20 protein-coding genes are annotated in these 24,994 nt (G+C 64.5%); 11 read left to right on the top strand and 9 right to left on the bottom strand.

The window, feature by feature from the left end; all coding sequences use genetic code 11:
* The first annotated feature begins 3 nt into the window (after window positions 1-3).
* The 3 genes from WBP06_RS23910 to WBP06_RS23900 are packed head-to-tail and all read left to right on the top strand — an operon-like array spanning window position 4 to window position 5,807.
* Window positions 4-1,167: an efflux RND transporter periplasmic adaptor subunit gene (locus tag WBP06_RS23910; RefSeq protein ID WP_395334637.1), complete on the top strand. Its 1,164-nt coding sequence runs from the start codon at window positions 4-6 to the stop codon at window positions 1,165-1,167.
* A gap of 3 nt (window positions 1,168-1,170) precedes the next feature.
* A complete protein-coding gene (locus tag WBP06_RS23905; protein WP_395334635.1) occupies window positions 1,171-4,383 on the top strand; it encodes an efflux RND transporter permease subunit in 3,213 nt (1,070 codons plus the stop codon).
* 2 nt (window positions 4,384-4,385) lie between these two features.
* Window positions 4,386-5,807, top strand: coding sequence for an efflux transporter outer membrane subunit (locus WBP06_RS23900; protein ID WP_395334633.1), 1,422 nt, complete (start codon window positions 4,386-4,388; stop codon window positions 5,805-5,807).
* 211 nt (window positions 5,808-6,018) lie between these two features.
* Here WBP06_RS23900 and WBP06_RS23895 read toward each other — a convergent pair whose 3' ends face one another.
* Window positions 6,019-6,975 carry an AraC family transcriptional regulator gene (locus tag WBP06_RS23895; protein WP_395334631.1) on the bottom strand — a complete coding sequence of 319 codons (957 nt, stop codon included), beginning with the start codon at window positions 6,973-6,975 and terminating at the stop codon, window positions 6,019-6,021.
* Between WBP06_RS23895 and WBP06_RS23890 the strand changes: the two genes are divergently transcribed.
* Window positions 6,917-8,107 carry an MFS transporter gene (locus WBP06_RS23890; RefSeq protein ID WP_395337568.1) on the top strand — a complete coding sequence of 397 codons (1,191 nt, stop codon included), beginning with the start codon at window positions 6,917-6,919 and terminating at the stop codon, window positions 8,105-8,107. The genes WBP06_RS23895 and WBP06_RS23890 overlap by 59 nt on opposite strands.
* 7 nt (window positions 8,108-8,114) lie before the next feature.
* Here WBP06_RS23890 and WBP06_RS23885 read toward each other — a convergent pair whose 3' ends face one another.
* Window positions 8,115-9,254, bottom strand: coding sequence for a sterol desaturase family protein (locus WBP06_RS23885; protein ID WP_395334629.1), 1,140 nt, complete (start codon window positions 9,252-9,254; stop codon window positions 8,115-8,117).
* A 124-nt stretch (window positions 9,255-9,378) separates the two neighbouring features.
* Here WBP06_RS23885 and WBP06_RS23880 point away from each other — a divergent pair, with 124 nt between their 5' ends.
* The gene (locus tag WBP06_RS23880) at window positions 9,379-12,342 is read left to right on the top strand and encodes a DUF2339 domain-containing protein (protein WP_395334627.1); all 2,964 of its coding nucleotides are present in this window, start codon (window positions 9,379-9,381) and stop codon (window positions 12,340-12,342) included.
* A 27-nt stretch (window positions 12,343-12,369) separates the two neighbouring features.
* Here the strand turns inward: WBP06_RS23880 and WBP06_RS23875 are convergent, their stop codons facing one another.
* From WBP06_RS23875 to WBP06_RS23860, 4 genes are all read right to left on the bottom strand, one after another.
* Window positions 12,370-13,521, bottom strand: coding sequence for a tetratricopeptide repeat protein (locus tag WBP06_RS23875; protein WP_395334625.1), 1,152 nt, complete (start codon window positions 13,519-13,521; stop codon window positions 12,370-12,372).
* A 107-nt stretch (window positions 13,522-13,628) separates the two neighbouring features.
* Entirely contained in the window at window positions 13,629-15,119 is a 1,491-nt protein-coding gene (locus WBP06_RS23870; RefSeq protein WP_395334622.1) for a von Willebrand factor type A domain-containing protein, read from the bottom strand.
* Window positions 15,120-15,535: 416 nt separating this feature from the next.
* Window positions 15,536-16,078, bottom strand: coding sequence for an RNA polymerase sigma factor (locus WBP06_RS23865; protein ID WP_395334620.1), 543 nt, complete (start codon window positions 16,076-16,078; stop codon window positions 15,536-15,538).
* A 175-nt stretch (window positions 16,079-16,253) separates the two neighbouring features.
* Complete coding sequence (locus WBP06_RS23860; protein ID WP_395334617.1) at window positions 16,254-16,874, bottom strand: acyltransferase family protein; 621 nt, start codon at window positions 16,872-16,874, stop codon at window positions 16,254-16,256.
* Window positions 16,875-16,987: 113 nt separating this feature from the next.
* On the opposite strand from WBP06_RS23860, the gene tnpA reads away from it, so the two are divergent.
* The 3 genes from tnpA (at window position 16,988) to tnpC (ending at window position 19,500) form a co-directional block, all read left to right on the top strand.
* Complete coding sequence (gene tnpA, locus WBP06_RS23855; RefSeq protein WP_395334614.1) at window positions 16,988-17,446, top strand: IS66-like element accessory protein TnpA; 459 nt, start codon at window positions 16,988-16,990, stop codon at window positions 17,444-17,446.
* Window positions 17,443-17,796, top strand: a complete 354-nt coding sequence (gene tnpB / locus WBP06_RS23850; RefSeq protein WP_395331926.1) for an IS66 family insertion sequence element accessory protein TnpB — start codon at window positions 17,443-17,445, stop codon at window positions 17,794-17,796. The genes tnpA and tnpB overlap by 4 nt, the downstream gene beginning before the upstream one ends.
* A 129-nt stretch (window positions 17,797-17,925) precedes the next feature.
* A complete protein-coding gene (gene tnpC, locus WBP06_RS23845) occupies window positions 17,926-19,500 on the top strand; it encodes an IS66 family transposase (protein WP_395334018.1) in 1,575 nt (524 codons plus the stop codon).
* Window positions 19,501-19,517: 17 nt separating this feature from the next.
* Here the strand turns inward: tnpC and WBP06_RS23840 are convergent, their stop codons facing one another.
* The 3 genes from WBP06_RS23840 to WBP06_RS23830 form a co-directional block, all read right to left on the bottom strand.
* Window positions 19,518-19,859: a hypothetical protein gene (locus tag WBP06_RS23840; protein WP_395331924.1), complete on the bottom strand. Its 342-nt coding sequence runs from the start codon at window positions 19,857-19,859 to the stop codon at window positions 19,518-19,520.
* A gap of 88 nt (window positions 19,860-19,947) precedes the next feature.
* Entirely contained in the window at window positions 19,948-20,508 is a 561-nt protein-coding gene (locus WBP06_RS23835; protein ID WP_395334612.1) for an acyltransferase family protein, read from the bottom strand.
* Window positions 20,509-20,762: 254 nt separating this feature from the next.
* Window positions 20,763-21,647 (bottom strand): helix-turn-helix domain-containing protein, encoded by an 885-nt coding sequence (locus WBP06_RS23830; RefSeq protein ID WP_395334609.1) that lies wholly within the window; start codon window positions 21,645-21,647, stop codon window positions 20,763-20,765.
* 136 nt (window positions 21,648-21,783) lie between these two features.
* On the opposite strand from WBP06_RS23830, the gene WBP06_RS23825 reads away from it, so the two are divergent.
* Genes WBP06_RS23825 through WBP06_RS23815 form a run of 3 tightly spaced genes read left to right on the top strand, consistent with a single transcriptional unit; the run spans window position 21,784 to window position 24,986 of the window.
* The gene (locus tag WBP06_RS23825) at window positions 21,784-22,848 is read left to right on the top strand and encodes a phosphotransferase family protein (protein ID WP_395334606.1); all 1,065 of its coding nucleotides are present in this window, start codon (window positions 21,784-21,786) and stop codon (window positions 22,846-22,848) included.
* A 42-nt stretch (window positions 22,849-22,890) separates the two neighbouring features.
* A complete protein-coding gene (locus WBP06_RS23820; RefSeq protein WP_395334604.1) occupies window positions 22,891-24,195 on the top strand; it encodes an acyl-CoA dehydrogenase family protein in 1,305 nt (434 codons plus the stop codon).
* Window positions 24,192-24,986: an SDR family NAD(P)-dependent oxidoreductase gene (locus WBP06_RS23815; RefSeq protein WP_395334602.1), complete on the top strand. Its 795-nt coding sequence runs from the start codon at window positions 24,192-24,194 to the stop codon at window positions 24,984-24,986. Before WBP06_RS23820 ends, WBP06_RS23815 begins: the two co-directional genes overlap by 4 nt.
* Window positions 24,987-24,994: the final 8 nt, after the last annotated feature.

Raw genomic sequence — 24,994 nt, 5'->3', positions numbered from 1 at the left:
CCAATGAAAAAGGCGATGATTTTCGGGCTCCTGGCTTGCGTTTCGGCGCTTTCGCTGGGTGCTTGCGGACAGCAGCAGCCTGCGGCGCCCCCGGCGCCAAGCGTCGGAACGGTCACCCTCACGACCGAATCGGCAGAGCTTACGAACGAGCTTCCCGGCCGCATTGCAGCGCTGGAAACCGCGGATGTGCGCCCGCAGATCACCGGCGTGATCCGGCGCCGCCTGTTCACCGAAGGCAGCAACGTCCAGGCCGGCCAGCTGCTCTACGAGATCGAAGATGCGCCTTATCGTGCCGCCGTCGCCCAGGCGAAGGGCTCTTTGGCGACTGCGAATGCGACGATCAACTCCACCGCGCTGCAGGCCCAGCGCTACAAGGACCTGATCGCGATCAACGCCGTCAGCAAGCAGCAGTACGACGATGCCGCCGCCGCCGCGCAGCAGGCTCGCGCCAATGTTGCGGCGCAGCAGGGCGCGCTTCAGGCGGCGCAGGTGAACCAGAACTTCACCCGCATCCGCGCGCCCATTTCCGGCCGCATCGGCCGTTCGCTGTTCACGCCGGGCGCGCTCGTTTCGGCGGCGCAGACCGATGCACTGGCGACGATCCAGCGCACCGATACCGTCTATGTCGACGTGACCCAGTCCGCCGCGCAGATCATCGATTTGAAGCAGGCGATGGCCTCGGGCGGCGTCAGCGAAGCGGACGGCGCGCGCATCCAGCTGATCCTGCCGAACGGTTCGGTCTATCCGATCGAGGGCCGTCTGCAGTTCGCCGATGTGACCGTGGATCCCAACTCGGGGTCGGTCATCCTGCGCGCGACTTTCCCCAATCCCAACGGCCTGCTGCTTCCGGGTATGTACGTGCGCGCCAAGCTGGTGGAAGGGCTTCGCCGCAACGTCATCCTCGCGCCCCAGCAGGGCGTGATCCGCGATCCGCGCGGCCGCGCCACCGCCATGGTGGTGGGCAAGGACAACAAGGTCGAAGTCCGCCAGATCGAGGTCGACCGCGCCGTGGGCGACAAGTGGATCGTCACCAAGGGTCTCAATATCGGTGATCGCCTGATCGTCGAGGGTCTGGTGAACCTGCGTCCGGGCACCGTGGTCAAGCCGGGTATGCCGCAGCAGATCACGGTTGCAAACGGCACCGGTGCAACAGGTGGGGCCAAGTAACCCATGTCCCGCTATTTCATCGACAGGCCCATCTTCGCATGGGTCATCGCTATCGTCATGATGCTTGCGGGCATGTTGGCGATCCGTTCGCTGGCCGTGGCCCAGTTCCCCGAAATCGCCGCGCCTGCCGTGCAGATCGTGACCAGCTATCCCGGCGCCAACGCCGAAACGCTGGAATCGACGACCACGCAGGTGATCGAACAGCAGCTCAAGGGCATCGACCACTTGCGCTACTTCGCGTCGTCCAGCGACGGTGCCGGCAACCTGACCATCACCCTGACCTTCGAGCAGGGCACCGATCCTGACATCGCGCAGGTCCAGGTGCAGAACAAGCTGTCTCAGGCCACGCCGCTGCTTCCGCAGGAAGTGCAGCAGCAGGGCCTGCGCGTGACCAAGTCCACCTCGACCTTCCTCATGGTCATGGCCGTCTATGCCGATGATGGCATTCACGATCAGCAGGACGCGGGCGACTTCATCGCCAGTTCGCTGCAGGATCCGATCAGCCGCGTGAACGGCGTGGGCGATACCCAGCTTCTGGGCGCGCAGTACTCCATGCGCGTCTGGCTCGATCCCTTCAAGATGGCCAATCTGGGCGTTACCGCAACCGACGTGACGGCGGCGATCAAGGCGCAGAACGCGCAGGTTTCGGCCGGTCAGATCGGCGCCACGCCTTCGCCCAAGGGGCAGGCGCTGAACGCCACGATCACCGCGCAATCGCGCCTGCGCACTGCCGATCAGTTCCGCCAGATCATGCTGCGGAACAATCCCGACGGTTCGGTGGTCCACCTTTCCGACGTCGCCCGGGTGGAACTGGGTGCGGAGAACTACAGCTTCGGCGCCAAGCTGAACGGCTATCCGGCCGCCGGTTTCGGCATCAAGCTGGCGCCCGGCGCCAACGCGCTGGACACCGTGGACGCGGTGAAGACCCAGATCGACGAACTGTCCAAGAACTTCCCGAGCTGGGTGAAGTACAAGTTCCCGGTCGATAACTCCACGTACGTCAAGCTCTCGGTCGAGCAGGTGATCCACACGCTGGTCGAAGCCGTCGTGCTGGTGTTCATCGTCATGTTCCTGTTCCTCCAGAACTGGCGCGCGACGCTGATCCCGACCATTGCCGTTCCGGTCGTCCTGCTCGGCTCCCTGGCCGTGCTCCAACTGGCCGGCTTTACCATCAACACCCTGACCCTGTTCGGCATGGTGCTGGCGATCGGCCTGCTGGTCGACGACGCCATCGTCGTGGTCGAAAACGTCGAACGCCTTATCCAGACCGAGGGGCTGAGCCCCAAGGAGGCGGCGCGCCGCTCTATGGACGAGATCAGCGGCGCGCTGGTCGGCATCGGCCTCGTGCTGTCGGCGGTGTTCCTGCCGATGGCGTTCTTCGGCGGTTCCACCGGCGTGATCTTTCGTCAGTTCTCCATCACCATCGTTTCGTCGATGGTACTGTCGGTGCTGGTGGCGCTTATCCTGACGCCGGCGCTTTGCGCCACCATCCTCAAGGGCGCGTCGGATGGTCACGGCCACGGCACGGGCCTTGGCGGCGGCAAGCAGACCGGCATCGCCGGCCTGTTCAACCGCTTCTTCCACTGGTTCAACACCACGTTCGATCGCGGTGTGGAGCGCTATGGCAAGGCTGTCGACAAGGTGGAGCGCAACTGGGGCCGCACGATGGTGGTCTATGCGCTGATCGTCGTGGGCATGGGCTTGATCTTCCTGCGCCTTCCCGGCGGCTTCCTGCCGGACGAGGACCAGGGCATCCTGATCAACCAAGTGTCGCTGCCTGCCGGCACGACCATGGAGGAAACCGAACGCACGCTCGCCCGGGTCCGCGATCACTATCTGAAGGACGAGAAGGCCAATGTGGCCGACGTCTTCACGATTTCCGGCTTCGGGTTCGTGGGGCAGGGTGAAAACGTGGGCCTTGCCTTCGTTCGCATGAAGGACTGGTCCGAGCGCAAGGGCAAGGACAACTCGGTCAGTGCCATCGCCTTGCGTGCCAACATGGCTTTCCAGAAAATCTCGGCCGGCATGGCGATCGCGTTCGCGCCGCCCGCCGTTCAGGAACTGGGCAATGCCACCGGCTTCGAGTTCCAGCTCGTCGACCGTGGCGGCATCGGCCACCAGAAAATGCTGGAGGCACGCAACCAGCTCCTCGGCATGGCGGCGGCCGACAAGCGGCTGGCGCAGGTCCGTCCCAACGGCCTTGAGGATACGCCCCAGCTGAAGCTGGACGTGGATCAGGCGGCTGCCGGTGCGCTGGGCATTGCCCAGTCGGACATCAACTCCACCATCAGCACCGCGATGGGCAGCACGTACGTCAACGACTTCATCGATCGCGATCGTGTGAAGCGCGTGTTCGTTCAGGCCGACGGGCAGTTCCGATCCACGCCTGAATCGATCGGTCAGTTCTTCGTGCGCGGCAGCAGCGGCGTGATGGCGCCGATCTCCTCCTTCGCGAAGACGGAGTGGACTTACGGCCCGGCCAAGCTTGAACGCTTCAACGGCGTGTCCTCGCTGCAGATCATGGGTGCGCCCGCGCCCGGCGTCTCCACCGGCGATGCGATGAAGGCGATCGAGCAGATGGCCACTAAGCTGCCGGCAGGCGTCGGCCTTGAATGGAGCGGCATTTCCTACGAGGAAAAGACCTCGGGCGGTCAGGCCCCGGCGCTTTACGCGCTGTCCATGCTGATCGTGTTCCTCTGCCTTGCGGCGCTTTATGAGAGCTGGTCGGTGCCGATTGCGGTCATGCTTGTCGTGCCGCTGGGCGTGCTGGGCGCGGTGATCGCGGCGACGCTGGTGGGCCTCAACAACGACATCTACCTGCAGGTGGGCCTGATCACGACCATCGGCGTCTCTGCCAAGAACGCGATCCTGATCGTCGAGTTCGCGGAAGAGAAGATGCGGGATGGATTGTCCCCGGTGCAGGCGGCGCTCGAAGCCGGCAAGCTGCGCCTGCGGCCGATCCTGATGACCAGCTTCGCCTTCATCTTCGGCGTGTTGCCGCTGGCGGTTTCCACCGGCGCGGGTGCCGGCGGCCAGAACGCTATCGGCTGGGCCGTGGTGGGCGGCATGATTTCCGCCACCATTCTGGCGATCTTCTTCGTGCCGGTGTTCTTCACCGTCGTGAAGCGCCTGTTCCGTGAACACCACGGAAACGGCGAGGCCAAGGGCGGAGACAATCTCGACGGTACGGCTTCGGCCGCGCCGCAGGAGGCATGAAAATGCGTAATGTGAAAGCGCTTACCGCCACGTCGCTGGCGCTCGCGCTGGCGGCCTGCAACATGGCGCCCAAATATGTCCGCCCCGATCTTCCCGTTCCAGAGACCAGCCCTTCGGGGCCGGTCGACGGGGTTGCGCAAGATGGCGCCACGGTTTCGGCCGACACCGCCTGGAAGGACTTCTTCACCGACCCGCGTCTGGCGCGGGTGATCCAGACGGCGCTCGACAACAACCGTGATCTGCGCATCGCGGTCGCCAATGTGGAGCAGGCCCGTGCGCAATATCGTGTGCAACGTGCGGACCTGCTGCCGACGGTTGCCGCCGGCGGCAGCGCTACCTATCAGGACCAGCCTTTCGCGCAGGGCGCCACCGGCGGAGCCGGTGGGGCGTCGGGGCGGACGGACATCTACACGGCCTCCGTCGGCATCTCGTCCTGGGAAATCGACCTGTTCGGCCGGGTCCGCAATCTGACCAAGGCGGCGCAGGAAAGCTACTTCGCCTCGGTGGAGAACCGCAATGCCGCGCAGACCGCACTGATCGCCGAAACCGCCAATGCGTGGCTGACGATGGCCGCCGATCAGGAGCGCCTGAAGATCGCCAGCGATCTGGAAAAGGCGTTCGGGCAAACGCTTGATCTGACCAAGGCGCGGTTTGCCAAAGGCATCGCTTCCGAACTGGAAGTGCGCCAGGCCCAGACGAGCTATGATCAGGCCCGTTCCGACATTGCCCTGGCGACCACGCTGGTCGCCCAGGATCGCAACGCGCTGGATCTGCTGGCGGGAACCAGCGTCGCCGCCGGCGACTTGCCGACCGAGTTGCCCGACAACGACGTCACGCTGAACAACCTTCCCGCCGAACTGCCCTCGACGCTGCTGCTGCGCCGTCCGGACATTGCGGCGGCGGAGCATCAGCTGAAGGGGGCGAATGCCAACATCGGGGCGGCCCGCGCTGCTTTCTTCCCGAGCATTTCGCTGACTGCGGCGTTCGGAACGATGAGCCTTGGCCTGTCCAACCTGTTCAAGTCCGGCAGCGATTACTGGTCGGTGGCGCCTTCCGCCAGCCTGCCGATCTTCGACTACGGCAAGAATCAGGGCAACTTGCGCTACGCCCGGGCCACGTATGACGCGATGGTCGCGACTTACGAGAAAAGCGTGCAGACCGGCTTCAAGGAAGTGGCCGATGCGCTGGCCCGCCGGGCGACGATGACGGCGCAGCTGGAAGCGCAGACCTCGCTGCGTGATGCCGCGCGCGTCAGCTACAAACTATCCGACGCACGTTTCCGGGCGGGAGTAGACGACTTCCTGACGACGCTAGCCGCGCAGCGCACCTTGCACAGTGCGGAGCAGACCCTTGTCACCACGCGGCTGACGCGGGCCAGCAACATGGTGGAGATCTACCGCACCATCGGCGGCGGATTGAACTAAGGCGCTTTCCAAGGATGGACCGGGCCGGGCTTGCTTAGAGCGTTTTCCAATCAGGTGGAATCACCTGATGATGCGGAAAACGCGGCAGACCAAAATCCTGGAGCAGTTGATCCGATGCGATCGGATCGACTGCTCCAGCCCGGTCCACCCTATGCTGGCGCTTTACCGTTTCAAAAGGCCTGCGGATTGCATCGCGCCAAGGCTGGGGCAGTCACGGTCGATAGCGGCTTGGCGGGGCGCCCAGTACGCGTTTGAACATAGTCGAGAAATTGCCCGGTCCATCATAGCCGAGATCAAGCGCGATCGCCGTGATGGAATCACCCGCTGCCAACCGTGGCAGCGCCGCCGAAAGACAGGCCTGCTGCCGCCATTCGGCAAAGCTCATGCCTGTTTCACGCCGGAAAAGGCGCGTGAAGCGGCGGCGGTTCATGGCCAGTGCGTCCGACCATTGGTCGATCGTCTCCCCCGCCTGTGGCTTTTCCAGGAAACGATGGCAGCGCTGCGCCAGCGCGGCGTGGCTAGGGAAGGGCACGACGATCGGGATGACCGGAGCCTGGGCGATCTCTGCCACCAGCAGCGCCATCACCAGTCCATCCCGTCCGTCCAGATCATATTCGGCCGGCACTTGCGATGCGGCAACCAGAAGCTGGCGCAGCAGCGGCGTGACCGAGACAACCCGGCATGTCTGCGCCAGCATCGCGCCCGCCGTATGATCGATCAGCACGCTGCGCGTCTGCACCGCGCCGACCATGCGGACCGAATGCGGCGTCCCGGCCGGGATCCACACGGCCCGCTCCGGCGGAGCCACCCACGCGCCTTCGGGCGTGCTGACCGCAACCACGCCGCTTGCCGCATAAAGGAACTGGCCACGACGATGGCTGTGTTCGGCCAGTTCGAAGGACGAGGGATAGTCGTTGCCGATGCCGACGACCGGGCGCGGCACATCTTCGAAGTCATCGGGTTGGCGATGCGGGGTCGAATGTCCCATTTGCATAATTGATTGACCCATACGCCGAAGCGGGACGATTTTAAAGCGAATAGGAGCGATCGCATAGGCCCAAGCCATGTAGGAGATACACAGAATGGCTGCGAGCAGGTCCAGCGCGTCGATGAATGGCGGGACGACGGGAACAGTGAACGGGACAGTGTTTGGCGTGATCGTCGCCATCAGCTTCTGTCATCTTCTCAATGACATGATGCAGTCGCTGTTGCCGGCGATCTACCCGGGCCTGAAGACCGATCTGAAGCTAAGCTTCGGCCAGATCGGGCTGGTGACGCTGGCCTACCAGATTACCGCCTCGATCCTGCAGCCGCTGATCGGTCTCTATGCGGACAAGCGGCCCACGCCGATGGCGCTGCCGATCGGGACGCTGTTCTCGCTGGCCGGGCTGACCGTGCTCTCCGCCGCGCACACCTATTGGCTGGTCCTTGTCGGGGCCTCGCTGCTGGGCATGGGCTCATCCGTGTTCCATCCCGAATCCTCACGCGTGGCGCGAATGGCGGCGGGTGGCCGGCACGGTCTTGCCCAGTCGCTGTTCCAGGTTGGCGGCAATGCCGGGCAGGCGCTGGGCCCGCTGGCGGCGGCGCTGGTCGTGGTGCGCTGGGGGCAGTCGAGCCTGGCCTTCTTCGCGATGCTTGCGCTGCTGTCGGGCGCGGTGCTTTGGAACGTTGCCGCCTGGTATCGCAATCATGGCCTCGACCGCCTGGCCGCCGGGGGCAAGGCAACGCCTTCGCTCGCCTTGCCGAAGGGGCAGGCAGCGCGCGGGATCGCCATCCTGCTGTCGCTGATCTTCTCGAAGTACGTCTATCTCGCCAGCTTGACGAGCTACTTCACCTTCTACCTGATCCACCGCTTCGGGCTGTCCGTGCAGAACGCGCAGCTGCACCTGTTCGCCTTCCTCGCGGCGGTTGCCGTGGGCACCGTGATGGGTGGCCCGCTGGGTGATCGTTTCGGGCGCAAGTACGTGATCTGGTTCTCGATTCTGGGGGCGCTGCCGTTCACCCTGTTGCTGCCCTACGCCAGCCTGTTCTGGACCGGGCCGCTGACTGTCGCCATCGGCCTGATCCTGGCATCGGCATTTCCTGCCATCGTCGTGTTCGCGCAGGAATTGGTGCCCGGCAAGGTCGGGATGATTTCCGGCCTGTTCTTCGGTTTCTCGTTCGGCATGGGCGGGCTTGGGGCAGCGGCACTGGGCTGGCTGGCCGACCACACAAGCATCGAGACGGTCTATCACGTCTGCGCCTGCCTTCCGGTGATCGGCCTGCTGACCGCGTTCCTGCCGCGTATCGAGAAGGCCTGACCGGCCTTCAACTGGCCTTGCGAACGAAGGGATAGCGCATCTGCGCAAGGTAGCCGCTGGGCACGGCCTCCGGCACGCCGTAGCCCTGTGGCCACTTGCCCTTGGGAAAGTAATGGGTGCCGAACAGGCGATCGAGCCAGGGGAAGTGGATCGCGAAGTTCTTGTCGATCCCTTCGGCTTCCAGCGCGTGGTGCCAGTGGTGGAAGCGGGGCACCACGATGAAGCGGCCCAGCCGGTCGAAATCGCCGCGGATATTGGCATGGATCAGCGATGAATAGACGTAGACCATGCCGATATAGGCCTGCATGACCGAGGGCAGGAAGCCCAGCGTCAGCAGCGGTAGCGAGGTGACGCCGCGCAGCAGCACGATTTCCACGAAGTGCATCCGTCCACCGGCCAGCCAGTCCATGGAGCGGGCAGAGTGATGGACGGCATGAAACCCCCAGAGGAACGGGATGCGGTGGAACAGCCGGTGGAACCAGTATTGCGCAAGGTCGGTAAGGAACATCGCGATCAGGAACTGCACGGCCCAGGGTAACTCGCTGACCGCCGCGCGAATGCCGGAAAGTGCAGTGCCGTGTGCGTTGAGATAGCTTGATGGGGCAAGGGCCAGGAAAGTGATGACCTGGACCAGCATCGAACTGATCAGGAAGTAGAACAGGTCCTCCCGCCATTCGGTGCGGAACAGGCGCTGCTTTTCACGGTGGGGAACGATGCGTTCCAGCGGTGCGAACATCAGGCCGGTAGCGATGAGGTTCACCGCGAAGAAGTCCACACCGAAAAAGATGCCCCAGTCATGCATTTCGCGCGGTTGCACCGAGGCGCCACCCAGAATGGTGCCCGCCAGCGCGACGACAAGAGCTGTAAGGCCCAGGGCTTTGCGCGGACGCAGCAGCAGGCTCAGCAGGGCAAGGGCATAAGCGCCCAGTAGCGTTGCGTGGACGACGATGCGAAACGGAGCCGAGGCCAGCACGCGCGCAAGTTCCGGTGTGGCAAACCAGTCCGGCCACCGCAATGCGGTGACGAAGCAGAACCCAGCGGCGGCAAGCAATAGTGCGAAGAAGCCTGAAAACCATCCCGTGCCGAAGCCGCGTGCCTCGATCGGGGCTTCCAGATCGCGCACCAGCTTTTTCAGAAATCCCGTCATGTCCGTTCCCCTGAAAATTCGCTGCCTTCGTATCGGCATAATCGAACGCTGTCCAATTTAATATTGTACGGCGTTCGATTTCGCGATAGCGATGCGGCATTGGCACGATCGAGAGGACATAGGTGTGACCCAAATCCTGTTGCTTGCGACCATCGTCATTGGCGTGCTGCTGCACGATACGCGGCGGCGTTTGGCGCGCATGGAACGGCTTGTCGCGAGCATGGCGTCGGATTCTACGATTGATTCGGTGCCCAAGTTCGAACCGAAGTCGGCACCGGAGACGCAGCCTGCGCCGGAACTGGCGCGTGGTGCGACCGAGGCGGCGGCGTCTCTGCCGCAGCGCGCGCCGGTCGCTGCCCGGATCGACCATTCGGCCGAACCGGTACCCGTCACGAAAGCAAAGGCGCCGGCGCCGGCCGCGCCGATCGTGCCCGACCATGCTGCCGAACTGGCATCGGATGCCCTCATTCACCAGGTCTTGGAACCGGAAACCGCGGGCTTCGGGATCGAGGACCTGTTTGGACGCAAGTTGCCGATCTGGGCCGGGGGTATCACCCTGATCGTGGCCGCGGTGCTGATGGTGAAGTATTCGATCGACACCGGATTGCTATCGCCGCTCGTGCGGATCGCATTGGGCTTCACATTCAGCCTCGCCCTGATCAGCGGTGCCGAACTGGCCCGGCAGCGAGAGGACTTCGTGCGCGATGTGCGCGTGGCCCAGGCGCTTGCCGGCGCGGGCATCGGCGGTCTCTACGCGGCGACGCTGGCGGCCACGAACCTCTACGGTCTGATCGGTCCGGGGCTTGCGTTCGCGGGGCTTTCCGCGATCACCGGACTGGCGCTGGGACTGGCGTTGCGGTTCGGGGCGCCTTGCGCCGTGCTGGGTCTGCTCGGCGGCCTGGCGACGCCGGCGGTTGTCCAGTCGGACAATCCCAGCGTGCCGCTGCTGGCCGGATATCTTGCCGTGCTTGTCGGCGCGATCACCTTGCTTTCGCGCCGCCAGCGCTGGGTCTGGCTGGGCGTCAGCGCGCTTGTCGGTGGTGCCGGGTGGAGCTTGCTGACCCTGGTCATGGGCGGTCTGGACAACGGTTCCACCCTGTCGATGGGTTTGCTGGTCATGTTGCTGGGATTCGGTCTGCCGGCCATGATGAACGAGGGTGAGGCGACGTCGATCCTGCGGCCAGCGGCTGCGATCGTCGGCGCCTTGCAGCTTGCCGTGCTGGTGGCGAACGGTCACTTCGCCCCGCTGACCTGGGGCCTCTACGGCCTGCTGTCGCTGGCATTCTGCTGGCTTGCCGACAGCACGCCGGCGATGCGCCGGACCGTCGCCGTTCCGTTGCTGACCGCACTTGGCCTTACGGCCCTGTGGCCCGCGCCAGACGGGGGACTGTTCGCGGCCGTCATCGCCGGAATCGCCGCGATCTACGGTGGATATGCCCTGCGTCAGCTGTGGCGGGCAGGGGGTAGTCTTGGCGAAGTGGGGCAGTTGGCTGCCATATCGCTGGGTGGCTATGCCATTTGCGGCGCGCGGTTCTACGAGCCGGCGATGGGTAAGGATCTGCGGTTCGCATTTCTCGCGCTGGCATTCGCGGCGCTGCCGGCACTAGGGGCGGCGCTGGGTTGGCGTCGTGCCGAACGACTGAACGATGCCCGCTTCGCGCTGCTCGCGTGTTGTGCGGGTGTCCTGTTGATTGCAGCCGGGCTGATAGGCCTTCCGCAATGGCTTGCGCTGGTGGTTTTCCCGACGATTGCCGCCGGGTTGCTGGGACTAGCGGTGGTCGGGCGGGATGAGCGCCTTGCGCGGGGCGCCTTGGGCTTCCTGGCGATGGCGGTCGCCGCGCTGGCGATTTCGGCGACCAATGGCGAACTGACACGCCTGGTGGAGACGGCTGCGGTTCCGAACCTTGGCCGGGCCCTGCTGCATTGGGGGAGCGCTACACTGGGCGCTGCGGCCTTTGCATGGCGCAATGCCGGTTCGCGCTTGCGTTTCGGCTTGCAGCCGCTGACGACCTTGCTTGGCTATGGCTTCGTGGCCCAGTTGGTACCTGCACCCTGGCTAGCCGTTGCTACGGCGGCCGCGCTAGTCCTGCTTGCGGAGGCGAACAACCGCAGACCTGGGCTGACGCTGGAAGCGGCGCTGGCCACGCTGGGCGTGGTGCTGGCGCTGTGGACGGCGGAGCCGCTGTTCCATTGGCTGGTCGCGGCCGCGATGTCGCTGATTGGCCAGCCCGTTCTGGTGACCGATCTGCCCGATCCGGCAATGGCCTTGCGCCGCCTCGTGGCACCCACTGCCGCTGGGGCCTACGCGCTGTGGGCAAGCAGGTCGCGCTTGCCCGATCAGGTTGCCGTTATCGGCACGGCAATGGTCGGCGTGGTCGCCCTTGTAAGCGGCCACATCCTCTTCAAGCAACTGTTTGCGATCGACGGTCTGGAGCCTTTCGTTCGATGCGGCCTTGGCGAACGCTGCCTTTGGGAAGCGGCCCTGATCGCGGTGGGCATCGCGATCTGGCGTTGGCTGGGGGCACGTGAAATCGCTCTGGCCTTCGTTGTGGCCGCGCTTGCGCACGGGATTTTCTACACGCTGATGCTGCACAACCCGCTTTGGGCAGATCAGGCCGTCGGGCCCTGGCCGCTGATCAACCTGCTGCTGCCCGCTTTCGGCGTTCCCTTTGTCGTGCCGGGGCTGATGGACAGGATCGTGCCTGAATGGACGCGAAGCTTCCGGATACCCGCCGATCTGGTGCGGATGGTCACGATCCTGCTGTTTGCCTTTGCGACGCTGCGCCAGTTCTTTGCGGGCACTATGCTGGGCAGCCACAATGTGGGGGCGGTGGAGAACATCGGCCGGTCCGTGTTGGCGATTGCGCTGGCCATTGGCTTCCTGGGCTGGGGCATTCGTCAGCGCCTGCGCATCTGGCGATTTGCCTCGCTCGCGCTGATGCTGGCCGCGGTGGGGAAGGTCTTTCTTCTCGACGCGTCGGGGCTGGACGGGCTGCTGCGGATCCTGTCCTTCCTGGCGCTGGGCTTCAGCCTGATTGGGATCGGCTGGCTCTACAGCCGCTATCTGAAGCCGGAGGGATCGGCATGACCGCCGCGTCTGGCCGGAAGGTCGTTCTCAGTCGACGAGCGCCGCATAGGTGGGATCGATCTCGACCGCGCGCTCGAACTCGGCGCGTGCCCGCCGTTCGTTGCCGCTGGATTGCAGCAGCCGGCCATAGGCGTAGTGGATGCGGGCCGACCCCGGCGCAAGCCGCGCCGCCTTGCCGATGTCCGTCAGAGCGCCGGTACCGTCCCCGGCATCGGCGCGCGCCAGCGCCCGGTTGAGCCACGCATCTGCGGACTTCGGCATCAGGGTGATTGCCCGGTCGAAGGCCGTGGCGGCGGCGGACGCGTTGCCGTGCCATGCCTGCGTCAACCCTTCGGCCAGGAATGCAGCCGCCTGGCCCTTTACGCCGGAAGCGCCTGGATCGATCTGGCCTCGGCAGGCGGAAAGGCTTTGTCGAGGATCATGAATGGTGCAGGTGTTCCAGTCTCCCGGCGTGGACAGGTAGCTGGCACCACGACTTTTCGTCCGTTGCGCGGTGACGACGATGCCGCGCTGGTCGTCCGCATTCGCTGCACTTTCCGCTCGGTAGCCATTGCCTGCCGGGCTTCTGTTCATCATGCCGGCCGGTGAGGGCGGAGGAGGCGGAGGCGGAGGCGGAGGAGGAGGTGGCGGGGGCGGCGGGGGCGGAGCGGCCGGAGCCGGGACAGCCACCGGCGCTACCGCAGATGGTGCGAACACGGGTGGGGCTGCCGGCGCCAATGGCACAGGCGCCGCGGCAGGTGAAGGAGATGGCGGCGCAGACGTGCGCGTCGCCGTATCGGCAGGCGGCGGCGCAACCGCGAGAGCGGGTGTCACCGTTTGGGCGGTCGTTTCGCTTGGGGGCTTGCTCTGGCCCGCTTCCTCGGAATGGATGGCAACATCAACGGACGTGACATGCGGGGAGGGCTGGATCGGCACCTGACCGCTTTCGAGCGCGCGCCATGCGACCGGCAGGCCGATCAAAAGCACCAGCGACACGGTCATCAGACCGGCCAATTGCGGACCGCCGGTCAGCCAGCGCCGTGGCGCACGGCGATTTGCCGGCACTTTCGCTGCCCCTTCGCCCCCATCAAAGCGCTGCATGGCTTGCGCGATTGCCGCCTCTCGCCCGGCCGGTGAAGCGGACGGCGGGGGCGGCAATGCTTGCGTCAGGGCCTTTTCGATGTCGTCGTCGGCGGCCATTCAACCCGTCTCCGGCAGGAGGGGCACGGCGCCAGTGCGCAGATCGTCGCGACCGGTAAAGGCAGTTGCGGGGACCGGCGCGCGGCTCCTCGTCGGTCCCCGCATCGTCATTGCCCCAGTTTCGCGAGGGAGGGAGCGGACTTGGCGGCGCGAACCATCTGCACGAACTCGGCGCGATAGCCGAACGGGTCCTGCCCGCGCGCGCCGTTGGCGATGCGCACGACATCGTCGTAGGTCATGGTTCCGCTGTAGCGCCCGCCTTTCAGCAGTTCGGCAAAGGCCGCGACGCTGGTGGCAAAGCGGGCATCTGCCGGAGCCGCATCGAAACTGCGCGCTTCCGCCCGCCGATCGATCGGTGCGGAGATCAGCCGGCTCACGTCCGACTTCGGCAGCTTGTAGCGGATCTTGACGAAGCCGTATTCGCCGCTGCTGCCGGCCGCCGCAACGGTGGGCTTGCTGCCATATCGCAAGTCCGAAATGGTGCGCGGGCCGCCCACCGGAACGATCTCGTAAAGCGCGGTCACCGTCTGGCCGGCGCCGACGTCGCCCGCATCCACTTTATCATTGTCGAAATCGTCGCGGTTGAGCATTCGCGTCTCGTAGCCGATCAGGCGATATTCCGCGACAGTGGCGGGATTGAATTCGACCTGAATTTTCACATCCTTGGCAATCGGGAAGAGCGTGCCGCTCGCCTCGTCGACCAGCACCTTGCGTGCCTCGCCCAGGGTGTCGATGTAGGACGCGGACCCGTTGCCGTTCTGCGCCAGCGCCTGCATCAGCGCATCGTTGTAATTGCCCATGCCGAAGCCCAGCACGGACAGGAATACGCCCTTGCCCCGTTCGCGCTCGATATAGCCTTTCAACTCGTCCGTGCTGGTGACGCCCACGTTGAAGTCGCCATCGGTGGCCAGAATGACGCGATTCACGCCGGCACTGTCGAAGCTCTGTTCGGCCAGCGCATAGGCCTGCCGCAAGCCTTCGGCGCCGGCGGTGCTGCCCCCGGCCTCCAGATTGTCCAGCACGGCCCGGATACGGGCCTTGTCGCTCGCTGGGGCGGGCGGCAGGGCGACCCCGGCATTGCCGGCATAAGTGACGATCGCCAGGCGATCGCGATCGTCCAACTGGTCCAGCAGCATCGACAGAGATTGCTTGACGAGCGACAGCTTGTTGGGCGCCTGCATCGAACCGGAGGTGTCGATCAGGAACACCAGGTTCGCGCGCGGCCGCGTGGCGCGTTGCAGTTCGTAACCGCGAATGCCGATGCGCACCAGCTTGCGACCGGCGGTGAACGGGCTGGGAAATACGGATACCGCATTGCTGAAGGGCTGATCGCGGTTCGGCGGCGGGGCATAGTCATAGCGGAAGTAGTTGATCATTTCCTCGGTCCGCACCGCTGCGGGCTGGGGCATGACGTTGCGGGCCAGCGACGCCCGGACGAAGGCGTAGGATGCCGTGTCGACATCGAGCGAGAAGGTCGAAACCGGTTCCTCGCGCACGAGCTTGAACGGGTTTTCGGCCGGCGCATTGAAACGGTCACGGCCTTCATCGTGATAAGGTGGCACCGCGGGTCGCTCGGGCATCGGCGCCGAACGAGCCATGAGTGGGGCTGCAACCGTCATCACGGGTGGAGGCGGAGGCGGAGGCGGAGGTGGAGGCGGCGGCGGTGAGGCCGGAGGGGCGGCGTAGCCCGGCGCAGGCGCGGCTCTCATGGCGGGCGCTCGGCCTTGCTCCTGCCGCAAATCCACGCGCTGTCCGGTCACCACAATGCCTTGCGCATCGGTTACGGCATTTTCGGGCGGACGCCCGTGATTTTGGGCACAGGACACCAGGGACAGTGTCAAGAGCCCAATTCCGGCCCAGGTTCCAGAGCGACGCGCGATAGTCAAACGAGCGGTTCGGGGCATGATGATCTCCCTCAAGGCAGCGGCACCTGATTGTCCGCATGACCTTGAGACGCCCCGTCCCGGAAAATCCTTGGAAACTATTTTCAGAATGATTTTGGCCAGCCACCCGCTCATTGCGCCGAGCCTCCCAGCGCCTTGCGGATCTCGTGCATCCGCCATGACACGGTCGCCTCGCTGACGCCCAGAATGGCACCCGCCTCGGCATGGGTAAGCTGCTGGCCAGCCACCAGCGCGGCGGTTTCCCGCAAGGCAGGCTTCATTTTCGCGATCGCGCTTCGCAGCCAGATCGTATCGTGAAGGTCGCGCCCGTCGGGCCGGCGGGCAAGGCCGGCGATAACCGCCAGGCGTTCGACCATTCCGCCAAAGCGGCGGCGCCGTCGCATCAGATCGCGGCTGGCGTTGAGCACCACGCCGCACAGCCAGGTGGTGAACTTTGCCTCGCCGCGAAAGCTTTCCAGCCGCGTGACCAGCGTGCAGCATACGTCCTGCGCGACGTCGTCCGCATCGCTGCGCGATCCGGTAAGATGCCAGGCAAGCCCATGAATGCGATCGTAGTGGCGGCGCAGCAGTGCCTCGAACGCAGCCCGATTGCCCGCTTGCGCGGCGGCCACCAGTTCGATGTCTGGCCGATCCTCGAACTCGCCCCTGCCCACAGCTTGCGTGCGCGCCCCTGTGCAAACCAGTGGGGCTCCCCGCAAGGCCGCCCCTGCCGATGCTTAGCAGATCGACTGGCCGTGGACAGGGGGATGCGCCGTAAAATTTCCAACTGTTATATCGGCATGGCCCCGATCTGGTCGACAGTCGCGGGTGGCTGGCGACAATCGCCGATCAGCCGGCATTCTCCACGGGCGTCCTATGTCGGTCTGCGATGACAGGTATCGGTTCCACCTCCCGGAACAGATCCCGCTGTCGGGCGTGAAGGCCGTATTGTGGGAACAGGAAGTTGCGAAGGTTCAGCATCGGGCGCTCCACCAGGATCGTCACGATCACGCCGGCAACGAAAGCGCCGGCATAGGACAGCGCGATCCGGAATACGGCGTCGGATGTGCCCGTCAGATGCAGGTGGTTGGCCAATACCACCGACGGCTTAACCGCGGCGTATTGAAGAACATAGATCGCGTAGGAGAACAGCCCGACATAGGCCATCCCCCGCACGAAAATCGATCGCGATATGGGTGCCGGCATGTCGTAGCAGAACAGGATGAACGATGCCGCCGTAAGGTAGACGATCGTAAGCCCTACGGAATGCATGAAATCGCTTTGTGCGTTGTAGATCGAAATTATGTAGGCGCCTGCCATCCAGCTTACCGCCAGTGGAATTTTGCAAGATCCGATCTTGTCGAACAGGTCGCGGTGAAACACGTGAATATAGCGCAGCGCCATGCCGCATGACAGCGCATCGATGCGGTATTGGGTCTGCATCATGGCATCGTTGTTGATGTGTTCCATCACCGCTATGCTGCGTGCGTAAGCGTACGGCCTCCGGCGTGTTGTCGCATCCGGCGTTGGCGCTGATGGACTTCCGCTAAGGAGTCTCTTTCTGGACTCCAGAAGGAGGCCGAGTGAAGGACCGGGTAGAGATCATCACACGCACCGAGCGGCGCAGAAAGTTTTCGGATGCCGAGAAGACGGCGATCCTCGCCGAGGCAGATGCAGACGGAGTATCGGTCCGTCAGGTCGCAGAGCGCCACGAGATTGCCGAGAGCCTAATTTACAACTGGCGATCGGCGCGTCGTCAGGCGGCGGCCATCGCCAGCGAGGCGCTCGAGTTCATTCCCTATGGCGCGATCATAACGGCGGAACCTGCGGCCGCGCCGGCGGTTCCCGAGCCCCAGAAGGCGCCGCGACCTGTTTCGTCGCCGATGCCGCCAGCGCCGGACGAACTGGTCCGACCGCATCCCGGCGCTCGCCCCGGCGCGATAGACATAGATCTGCCCAGCGGCGTTCGCCTGTCGGTGGACAGCTACGTCAACGAGAAGGCATTGGCCCGCGTTCTACGGGCATTCCGGGACGTGTCGTGATTTCGCTGGCGCCCGGAACGAAGGTCTATCTGGCGAGCAAGCCGGTCAGCATGCGGCTCGGTTTCGATGGGCTGGCTGCATTGGTCCGCCCGCTATTCGCGGTCGAGCCCTACGGCGGGCATGTCTTCCTGTTCCGCAGCAAGAGCGGCAACTACCTGAAGGCACTGCATTGGGACGGGAGCGGGCTTTGTCTGTTCGCGAAGCGTTTGGAACGCAGCCGTTTCGTCTGGCCGCCGCTCATCGACGGCGGTGTCGTACTCACCCCAGCGCAGTTTGCGCTGCTGATCGAAGCAATGGATTGGCGGCGCACAGTAGCCCCTGATCCGCCCCGCCTGCCGGTGCAGATTTGACGCGATAATCGCCGCATTTCCGGGCTTTCTGCTTGGGCGGAAGGCCGGATTCTGCTAACGGGAAGCGTGTCTCCCGACGATCTCGAACTCCCTACCGATCCCGCAGAACTGCGCGCTTTTGCGGAGGCCATGCGCGCACGTCTGGCTGTTTCGGAGCAGGCGCTGGAAGCCGAACGGGCGGACCATGACGCGACCCGCGAGAAGCTTCAGACTGCTCAAAACTCGATCAAGCTGACGGCGCTGCAGATCGAGAAGTTCAAGGTCCAGCTGGCCCGCCTCCGGCGCATGAAGTTCGGTCAATCATCGGAACGCCTTGCCCTTCAGGCCGACCAGCTCGAGTTGACGCTGGAGGATCTCGAGGCCGAGCATGCCCATGCGGAGTGTGTGATCGAGGGGCATGTGCCCGAAGATTCCCCGGCTAGGGCTGCCCCTCGCAAGCCTCGCCGTGCTCCGCTGCCCGATCATCTTCCTCGCGACGAGGTCATGCACGCAGCGCCGGATGCCGACGGCTGCTCCGCGTGTGGGGGCACGATGGGCAAGCTCGGCGAGGACGTGACCGAAGTGCTGGAATATGTCCCCGGCCGCTTCCGCGTCGTCCGTCATGTCCGGCCCAAGCTGTCCTGCAACCGCTGCGATGCAATCAGCCAGGCACCGGCCCCGGCGCTTCCTGTGCCGCGCGGCCGTGCTGGTCCCGGCCTGCTGACCCACGTTATCGTTTCCAAGTTTGCCGATCATCTGCCGCTGTACCGCCAGTCACAGATTTACGCTCGCGAGGGCGTGGAGATCAGCCGTTCGACCATGGCGGACTGGCTCGGCCAGGCAAGCTGGCTGCTGCAGCCGCTGGTCGATCGGATCGCCGACCACGTCATGGCCAGCGTGAAGCTCCACGCCGACGACACACCCGTCCCGGTATTAGCGCCGGGGACCGGGAAGACGGCGACCGGCAGACTATGGGTCTACCTTCGCGATAACCGACGATGGAGCCATCTGGACAAGCCGGCAGCGCTGTTCCGCTACAGCCCCGATCGCAAGGGCGAGCGACCGCGTGAGCACCTCAAGACATTCGCAGGCTTCCTGCAAGCCGATGCCTATGCCGGTTTCGAGCGCCTCTACGCGAGTGATCGCCAGCCAGCCCCGATCACGCCCGTCGCGTGTTGGGCGCATGCGCGGCGCAAACTCAACGATGTCTACAAGGCGGATCCGCACTCAGTTGCGCTCAAGGGCCTGCAGATGATCGGCGCGCTTTACGACGTCGAGCGGCAGATCGTGCGTGAGCCGGCGGATTTTCGTCGCAAGGCCCGTAAGCTCTCGAAGCTCAAGGCGCTGGAGTTCTTCGTCTGGGCCGATGACGTACTGTCCAAGGCATCGGCCCGGTCGCCGCTGGCCGAGGCGCTGCGTTATGCCGTGAAGCTCAAGCCGCAACTGCTCACCTACACCGACGACGGCAGGCTGGAGATCGACAATAATCCGGCGGAGAATGCCCTGCGGAGTATCTGCCTCGGCAGGAAGAATTGGCTTTTTGCTGGCGCCGACTGCGGCGGTGAGCGAGCTGCCGCCATGTACTCATTGCTCGAAACGGCCAAGCTTAACGGCGTCAATCCGCAGGAGTGGCTCGCGGATGTGCTCGATCGCATCGGCAAGGGCCACCCGATCAACCGGGTCAATGAATTGCTACCGTGGAACTGGCCCACCCCGCTGGAGTGAGCGCCCATTTTGAGTGGTCAGCTGCCGTTCCTGCGGAGAGTCTTGTCGATCATCCAGAAGTGAAGAAGCTGGATGAGAACGAACAAAGCACCAATCCCGATGAGTGTCGGAACTACCATGCCCTCTTGGCCTGGCCTCGGTTGCATGTTGAGTGACAAAACGACAAAACTCAGAAGCACACAGAATGCCAGCGCCGGAATAAAAGCGAGGGCCACTAGCCGCGGCACCGACCAGGTCACGTTCCCGTCTAGCCACCACTGCATCGGCAATCGATCTTCAAGGCGGAACCGGGCATTAGCCGATCGAGCTAGGCCACAAAGCGCCAAAGCAAAGAGAACCGCAATGATGACTAAGGTCATGCGCCAACCTCCGAGACTGGATAGCATCCTACCATGCAACAGCGGTTAGGGGGGCATTTTTCTGCGACCGACCTTTAAAATCGGACGCTTACCTGCGTGCCAGCAGCACAAGCACCATCAGTCCGGCCAACAGCCACGGCATTGGCCGGATATTTCCCGCAAAGGCAAGCACGGCGGCGTAGAGTATCGCGAAGGCCAGGTAGAACTGCTCCTCCACGGCCAGGCTCCACAGTTGGGACAGTGGCGTCGGGAAATAGTTCTGCACATGGAACAGGCACTGGAAGAAATAGCTCTGCCATGGGTGCTGCCGGATGAGCAGTTGCAGAAGGATGAAGGAATAGAGCACCGGCCAAATCTTGAACGCGCGGCGGATCAGGAAACGGCCCGGGCGAAAACCGCCCTCGTTCTCGTATTCCGAAAAAAGCAGCCCGCCGATCAGAAAGCCGCTGAGCACGAAAAACAGGTCAACGCCGGCCCATCCGATCTTGCGCCCAGGGGTCAGCAACCAGTCCAGTGGCGCGATGCCCGTCAGGGTCTGGTTGAAATGCCATCCGCAGGCCAGCAGGATGGCAATTCCCCGCAGGAAATCCAGTTCGACCTTCCGCCCGCCAAGGCTGGGCCAGCGCATCGCTTTCACAAAGCCGTTCATGAAAGAGTGCCCGCCATCGCATTCGCCTCATCAGCAAGCCGCTGCGGACCACGGGCGCTTTGCACCGTAGCCCCCTGTCGTACGTGATCGGTCGTACGTGATCTGTCGTACCCGATGCTGTCACCGGCGTTGCCGTCAGCCGGACGTCCGGTTGGCGCGATTGTATGTGTGCCCCAGCCCCGGGCAAATGGTGCAAAACGGGGAGATAAAACGGGCTCCTGTTTCCCTTGGCCGCAAGACGGGTCGAAGCCTTGTCAGCGAGTGCGTTCCGATCCTTCCCATTCCGTCGATCGCCAGATGCGTTGCTGGTACTGGCGCGGGGTCAGGCCGGTAGCGCGGCGGAAGGCGTGGGCAAGGCTGGAGGTCGATGCGAAACCCACTGCATCGGCCACCTGCTTGATGCTTTCCCGCGTGGCGAGCAGCCGCTTCACCGTCTCCAGCCGGTGGTGATGGACATACTGCCCGACGGTGCAGCCCCGGCTGCCCAGAAATCCGCGCGTAAGCTGGCGGACCGAGACGCTGCACAGCGTGGCGAGTTCCTCCAGCGAAGGCGGCATGGCATCGCGTTCCAGGCGCTCGTCAATGACGCGCAGGCGCCAGGGGGCAAGGCCACCTTGCGCGGTTTCCTCGGCGATTTCCTCGAAATAGCGGCATAGTTCGATCGTCAGCTGGGTGGCGATCGAGCCGACCAGCAGCTTGGAATCCCGGCGCGGCGTGCGGGCCTCTTCGGCAAGGCGGCGCAGCAGCAGGCGCACGGTCTGGCTGGCGATGTCCAGCGCGGCGGTGAGGCGCGGGGCGGTCCATTCCATCCGCTCCCCGAAACGGTGCTGCGCTAGCCGACCGCGCAACTCGCAGCGGATCGAATGCTGCGCTTCGGCGCCGTCCCATCGCAGCTGAAGCGGATGGCCGGGCGGCACGAAAACGATATCGCCCAACCTTTCGAAAGGATGCCTTTCAAATGCCCCGCGCGCATTGACGGGGCGCGGCGTGACGCAAAGATCGAGCAGCGCGTGGTCGCTGGCCAGCATGGCCGCGCCTCCATCCGAAAGGCTGCCGTGGACGATGGTGACTTCGGCCGAGGAAAAGCTGAGGTCGGCGCCCGCCCGCGATCGCCGGCGTCTTTCGTTCGCTTCGTCCATGCTCTCCGACCCCTTCATTACCGCGTCGCAATTTGGCCAAATATCCGCCTGACGTCCAGATCGGGATGCATCGTGCGATTGCGGAGGGGCATCGCGGCCCGCAGACTGGCGGCAAGACAGAACATTGGAGGATGCCATGCCGCAGCAGATGGCCGAAGCGCTCGACGACTTTGGCGGCCAGATTGATTGGCCACGCTTCAACGAATGGATAGCGACGCAGGATGTGTCGGGAAGCGGCCCCGTAACGGCCGTTCGCAAGCTGGCGGGTGGCCTTCAGAACAGCGTCTTCCTGATCACGCGGGGCGGCGAAGACCTGATCCTGCGTCGCCCCGGCAAGCATCTGAAGCCCAAGAGCAATGAGACCATGCTGCGTGAGGCCCGCGTGCTGACCGCGCTGGAAGGCAGCACCGTGCCGCATCCGCGCGTGCTGGCGACTTGCGCCGATCCGGAGGTGATCGGAGCATGCTTCTTCCTGATGGAGCCGCTGGAAGGCTATGCGCAGTCTGGCGAGTTGCCGGGGCAATATGCCACCGATGCCGGCTGGCGGCGCGCCATGGGGGAGGAGCTGGTCAAGGCGGCGGCGGCACTGGAGGCGGTCGACCATGTTGCGGCGGGTCTTGCCGATCTAGGCAAGCCCGACCAGTGGCATGAACGGCAGGTCGAGCGTTGGCGATCTCAGCTTGAAGGCTATGCGGTAACGCCGGGCTACGATCCGGGCGAACTGCCGCATGTCGACGAAGTGGGCCGCTGGCTGGCCGACAACCTGCCGACCGATCGCCGGATCGGGCTGGTCCATGGCGACATGCAGTTTCCCAACGTCATGTTTTCGTTGAAGGCGCCGAAGATTTCCGGCGTGCTCGACTGGGAACTGGTTTCGCTGGGGGATCCGCTGCTCGATCTGGGCTGGATCCTGTCCAGTTGGTCGGAAGCAGGCGATCCCGAAGGCAAGGCGCCGATGGTGCGGCCTTGGGACGGTTTCCTGTCGCGGCGGGAACTGGTGGAACTCTACGGTTCGCTCAGCGGACGGAACATGGCCGAGATGCCGTGGTTCTTCGCGCTTGCCTGCTACAAGCTCGCCTGCCTGCTGGAAGGGACTTACGCCGCCTCCAAGGCCGGGAAGGTGCCTGCCGAGGTCGGGCAATCGGTCCACGGCTATGCCACCTGGCTGATGACCAAGGCGCGCCAGATCACCGCGGGTTGAGGCTCGCCAAGCACCATCACGACATTTGAGGATAAGGATCACATGGACTTCTCGACCGATCCCGAATTTCAGGAAAAGCTAGACTGGATGAACCGCTTCGTGCGCGAGGAAGTGGAGGCGATGGACCTGCTGTTCCCGCAAGGCAGCGAGCAGTTCAACATCCGCAACCGCAAGGCGCGCGCGATGGCGAAGAAGCTTCAGGCGCAAGTGAAGGCGCAGGGGCTCTGGGCCTGCCACCTGACGCCGGAACTGGGCGGCAAGGGGTATGGGCAGGTAAAGCTGGCGCTGATGAACGAAATCCTTGGCCGCACGTCGTGGGGGCCGGTGATCTTCGGCTGTGCGGCGCCCGATACCGGCAATGCCGAAATCCTCGCCATGTTCGGCACGCCCGAGCAGAAGGCCCGCTATCTTCAGCCGCTGCTCGATGGCGAAATCTTCTCGACCTACGCGATGACCGAGCCGCAAGCGGGCGCCGATCCCAAGGAGTTCACCTGCCATGCCTGGCAAGAAGGCGACGAATGGGTGATCGAAGGGGAGAAGTGGTACGCTTCCAACTTCAAGGTTTCCTCCTTCGTGATCGCGATGGTCGTCACCAATCCCGAAAATCCGCCGCATGAGCGGATGTCGATGTTCCTGATCCCGTCGGACACGCCGGGGCTGGTCGATATCCGCGACGTGGCGGGGATGAACGACCCGGTCGATCACGGCCATCATGCCTATCTGCGGTTCGACAAGGTGCGGGTGCCGCTAGACGCCATGCTCGGCGGGCCGGGGCAGGGCTTCAAGCTGGCGCAAGCGCGGCTGGGCGGCGGGCGCATCCACCATGCCATGCGCGTGGTCGGCCAGTGTCAGCGGGCGCTGGAGATGATGCAGGAACGCGCGGTTTCGCGCCGTACGCAGGGCCGGCAACTTGGTGATCATCAGATGGTGAAGGCGATGATCGCGGACAGCGCGCTGGAATTGGAGATGTACCGCCTTCTGGTGCTGAAGGCCGCGTGGATCATCGATACCCAGCCGCACGGCGCCGCGCGCATGCATATCGCGATGGCCAAAGTGGCGATGGCCCGCGTCTATCACGACATCGTGCGCCGTGCCGTGCACCTTCACGGTGCACTTGGCACCACGCATGAGACGCCGCTGGCGCGCATGTGGATGGGTGTGCCGATGCTTTCCGTGGCCGATGGGCCGACCGAGGTGCACCAGGTGCAGATCGCCAACGCGCTGCTGAAGCAGGCCACCCCAGCGCAGGGCCTGTTCCCGAGCGAGCACATCCCCAGCCGCACGGCCGAGGCGGAGGCCCGCTATGCCGCCGAACTGGCCGAAATCGAGCGCGAACTGGCGGCATGACGGCGATGTCCCTGTTCGATCTTACCGGCAAGGTGGTGCTTGCCACCGGCGGCATGAGCGGGATCGGCCTTGCCTTCCTGCAAGGCTGCGCGCGGCAGGGTGCCTCTGTCGCGGTGCTGGACCGCAATACCGGGAAAGCGGCCGAGTTGGTGGCGCACCTCGAACGCCTTGGCGCGGCGCGGGTCCATGTCGAGAGCGTGGACGTGACCGACGAAGCCGCCGTCGATGCGGCCTTTGCCGGCACGCTCGCCGCGCTCGGCCGGATCGATTGCGCCTTCGCAAATGCCGGGATCAGCCACCGCGCACCGGGGTTCGACGGGTTGGAAAGCGCCGATTATCACCGGCTGATGGACGTGAACCTGCACGGCGCTTTCTACACCCTGCGCGCGGCGGTGCGGCACATGAAGGAACGCGCCGGGCGCGGCGATCCGGGCGGATCGATCGTCGCTTGCGGAAGCCTGTCGATCTATCACGGACTGCCGGGCATGGAGCACTACGCCGCTGCCAAAGCCGCCCTGCAGGCGATGATCAAGGGGCTGGCGGTTGAGATGGGGCCTTACGGCGTGCGCGCCAACATGCTGGTGCCGGGCTTCATCCTGACCGAGCTGACCGCCGACAAGCCGGAAACGAAACCGATTGCCGAACGCTTTGCGGCGATCACTCCGCTCGGCCGACCGGGCGAGATGTCGGACATCGAGGGGCCTGCGGCCTATCTCGCTTCCGATGCCTCGAAATTCCAGAGCGGCGACACGATGGTGATCGATGGTGGCCGGCTCGTGCGCAACGTTTAAAGGGGGAA

Source organism: Novosphingobium mississippiense, from assembly GCF_044029535.1.
In the GTDB taxonomy this organism is placed as follows: domain Bacteria; phylum Pseudomonadota; class Alphaproteobacteria; order Sphingomonadales; family Sphingomonadaceae; genus Novosphingobium.
This window is presented reverse-complemented; position numbering and strand designations above follow the sequence as displayed.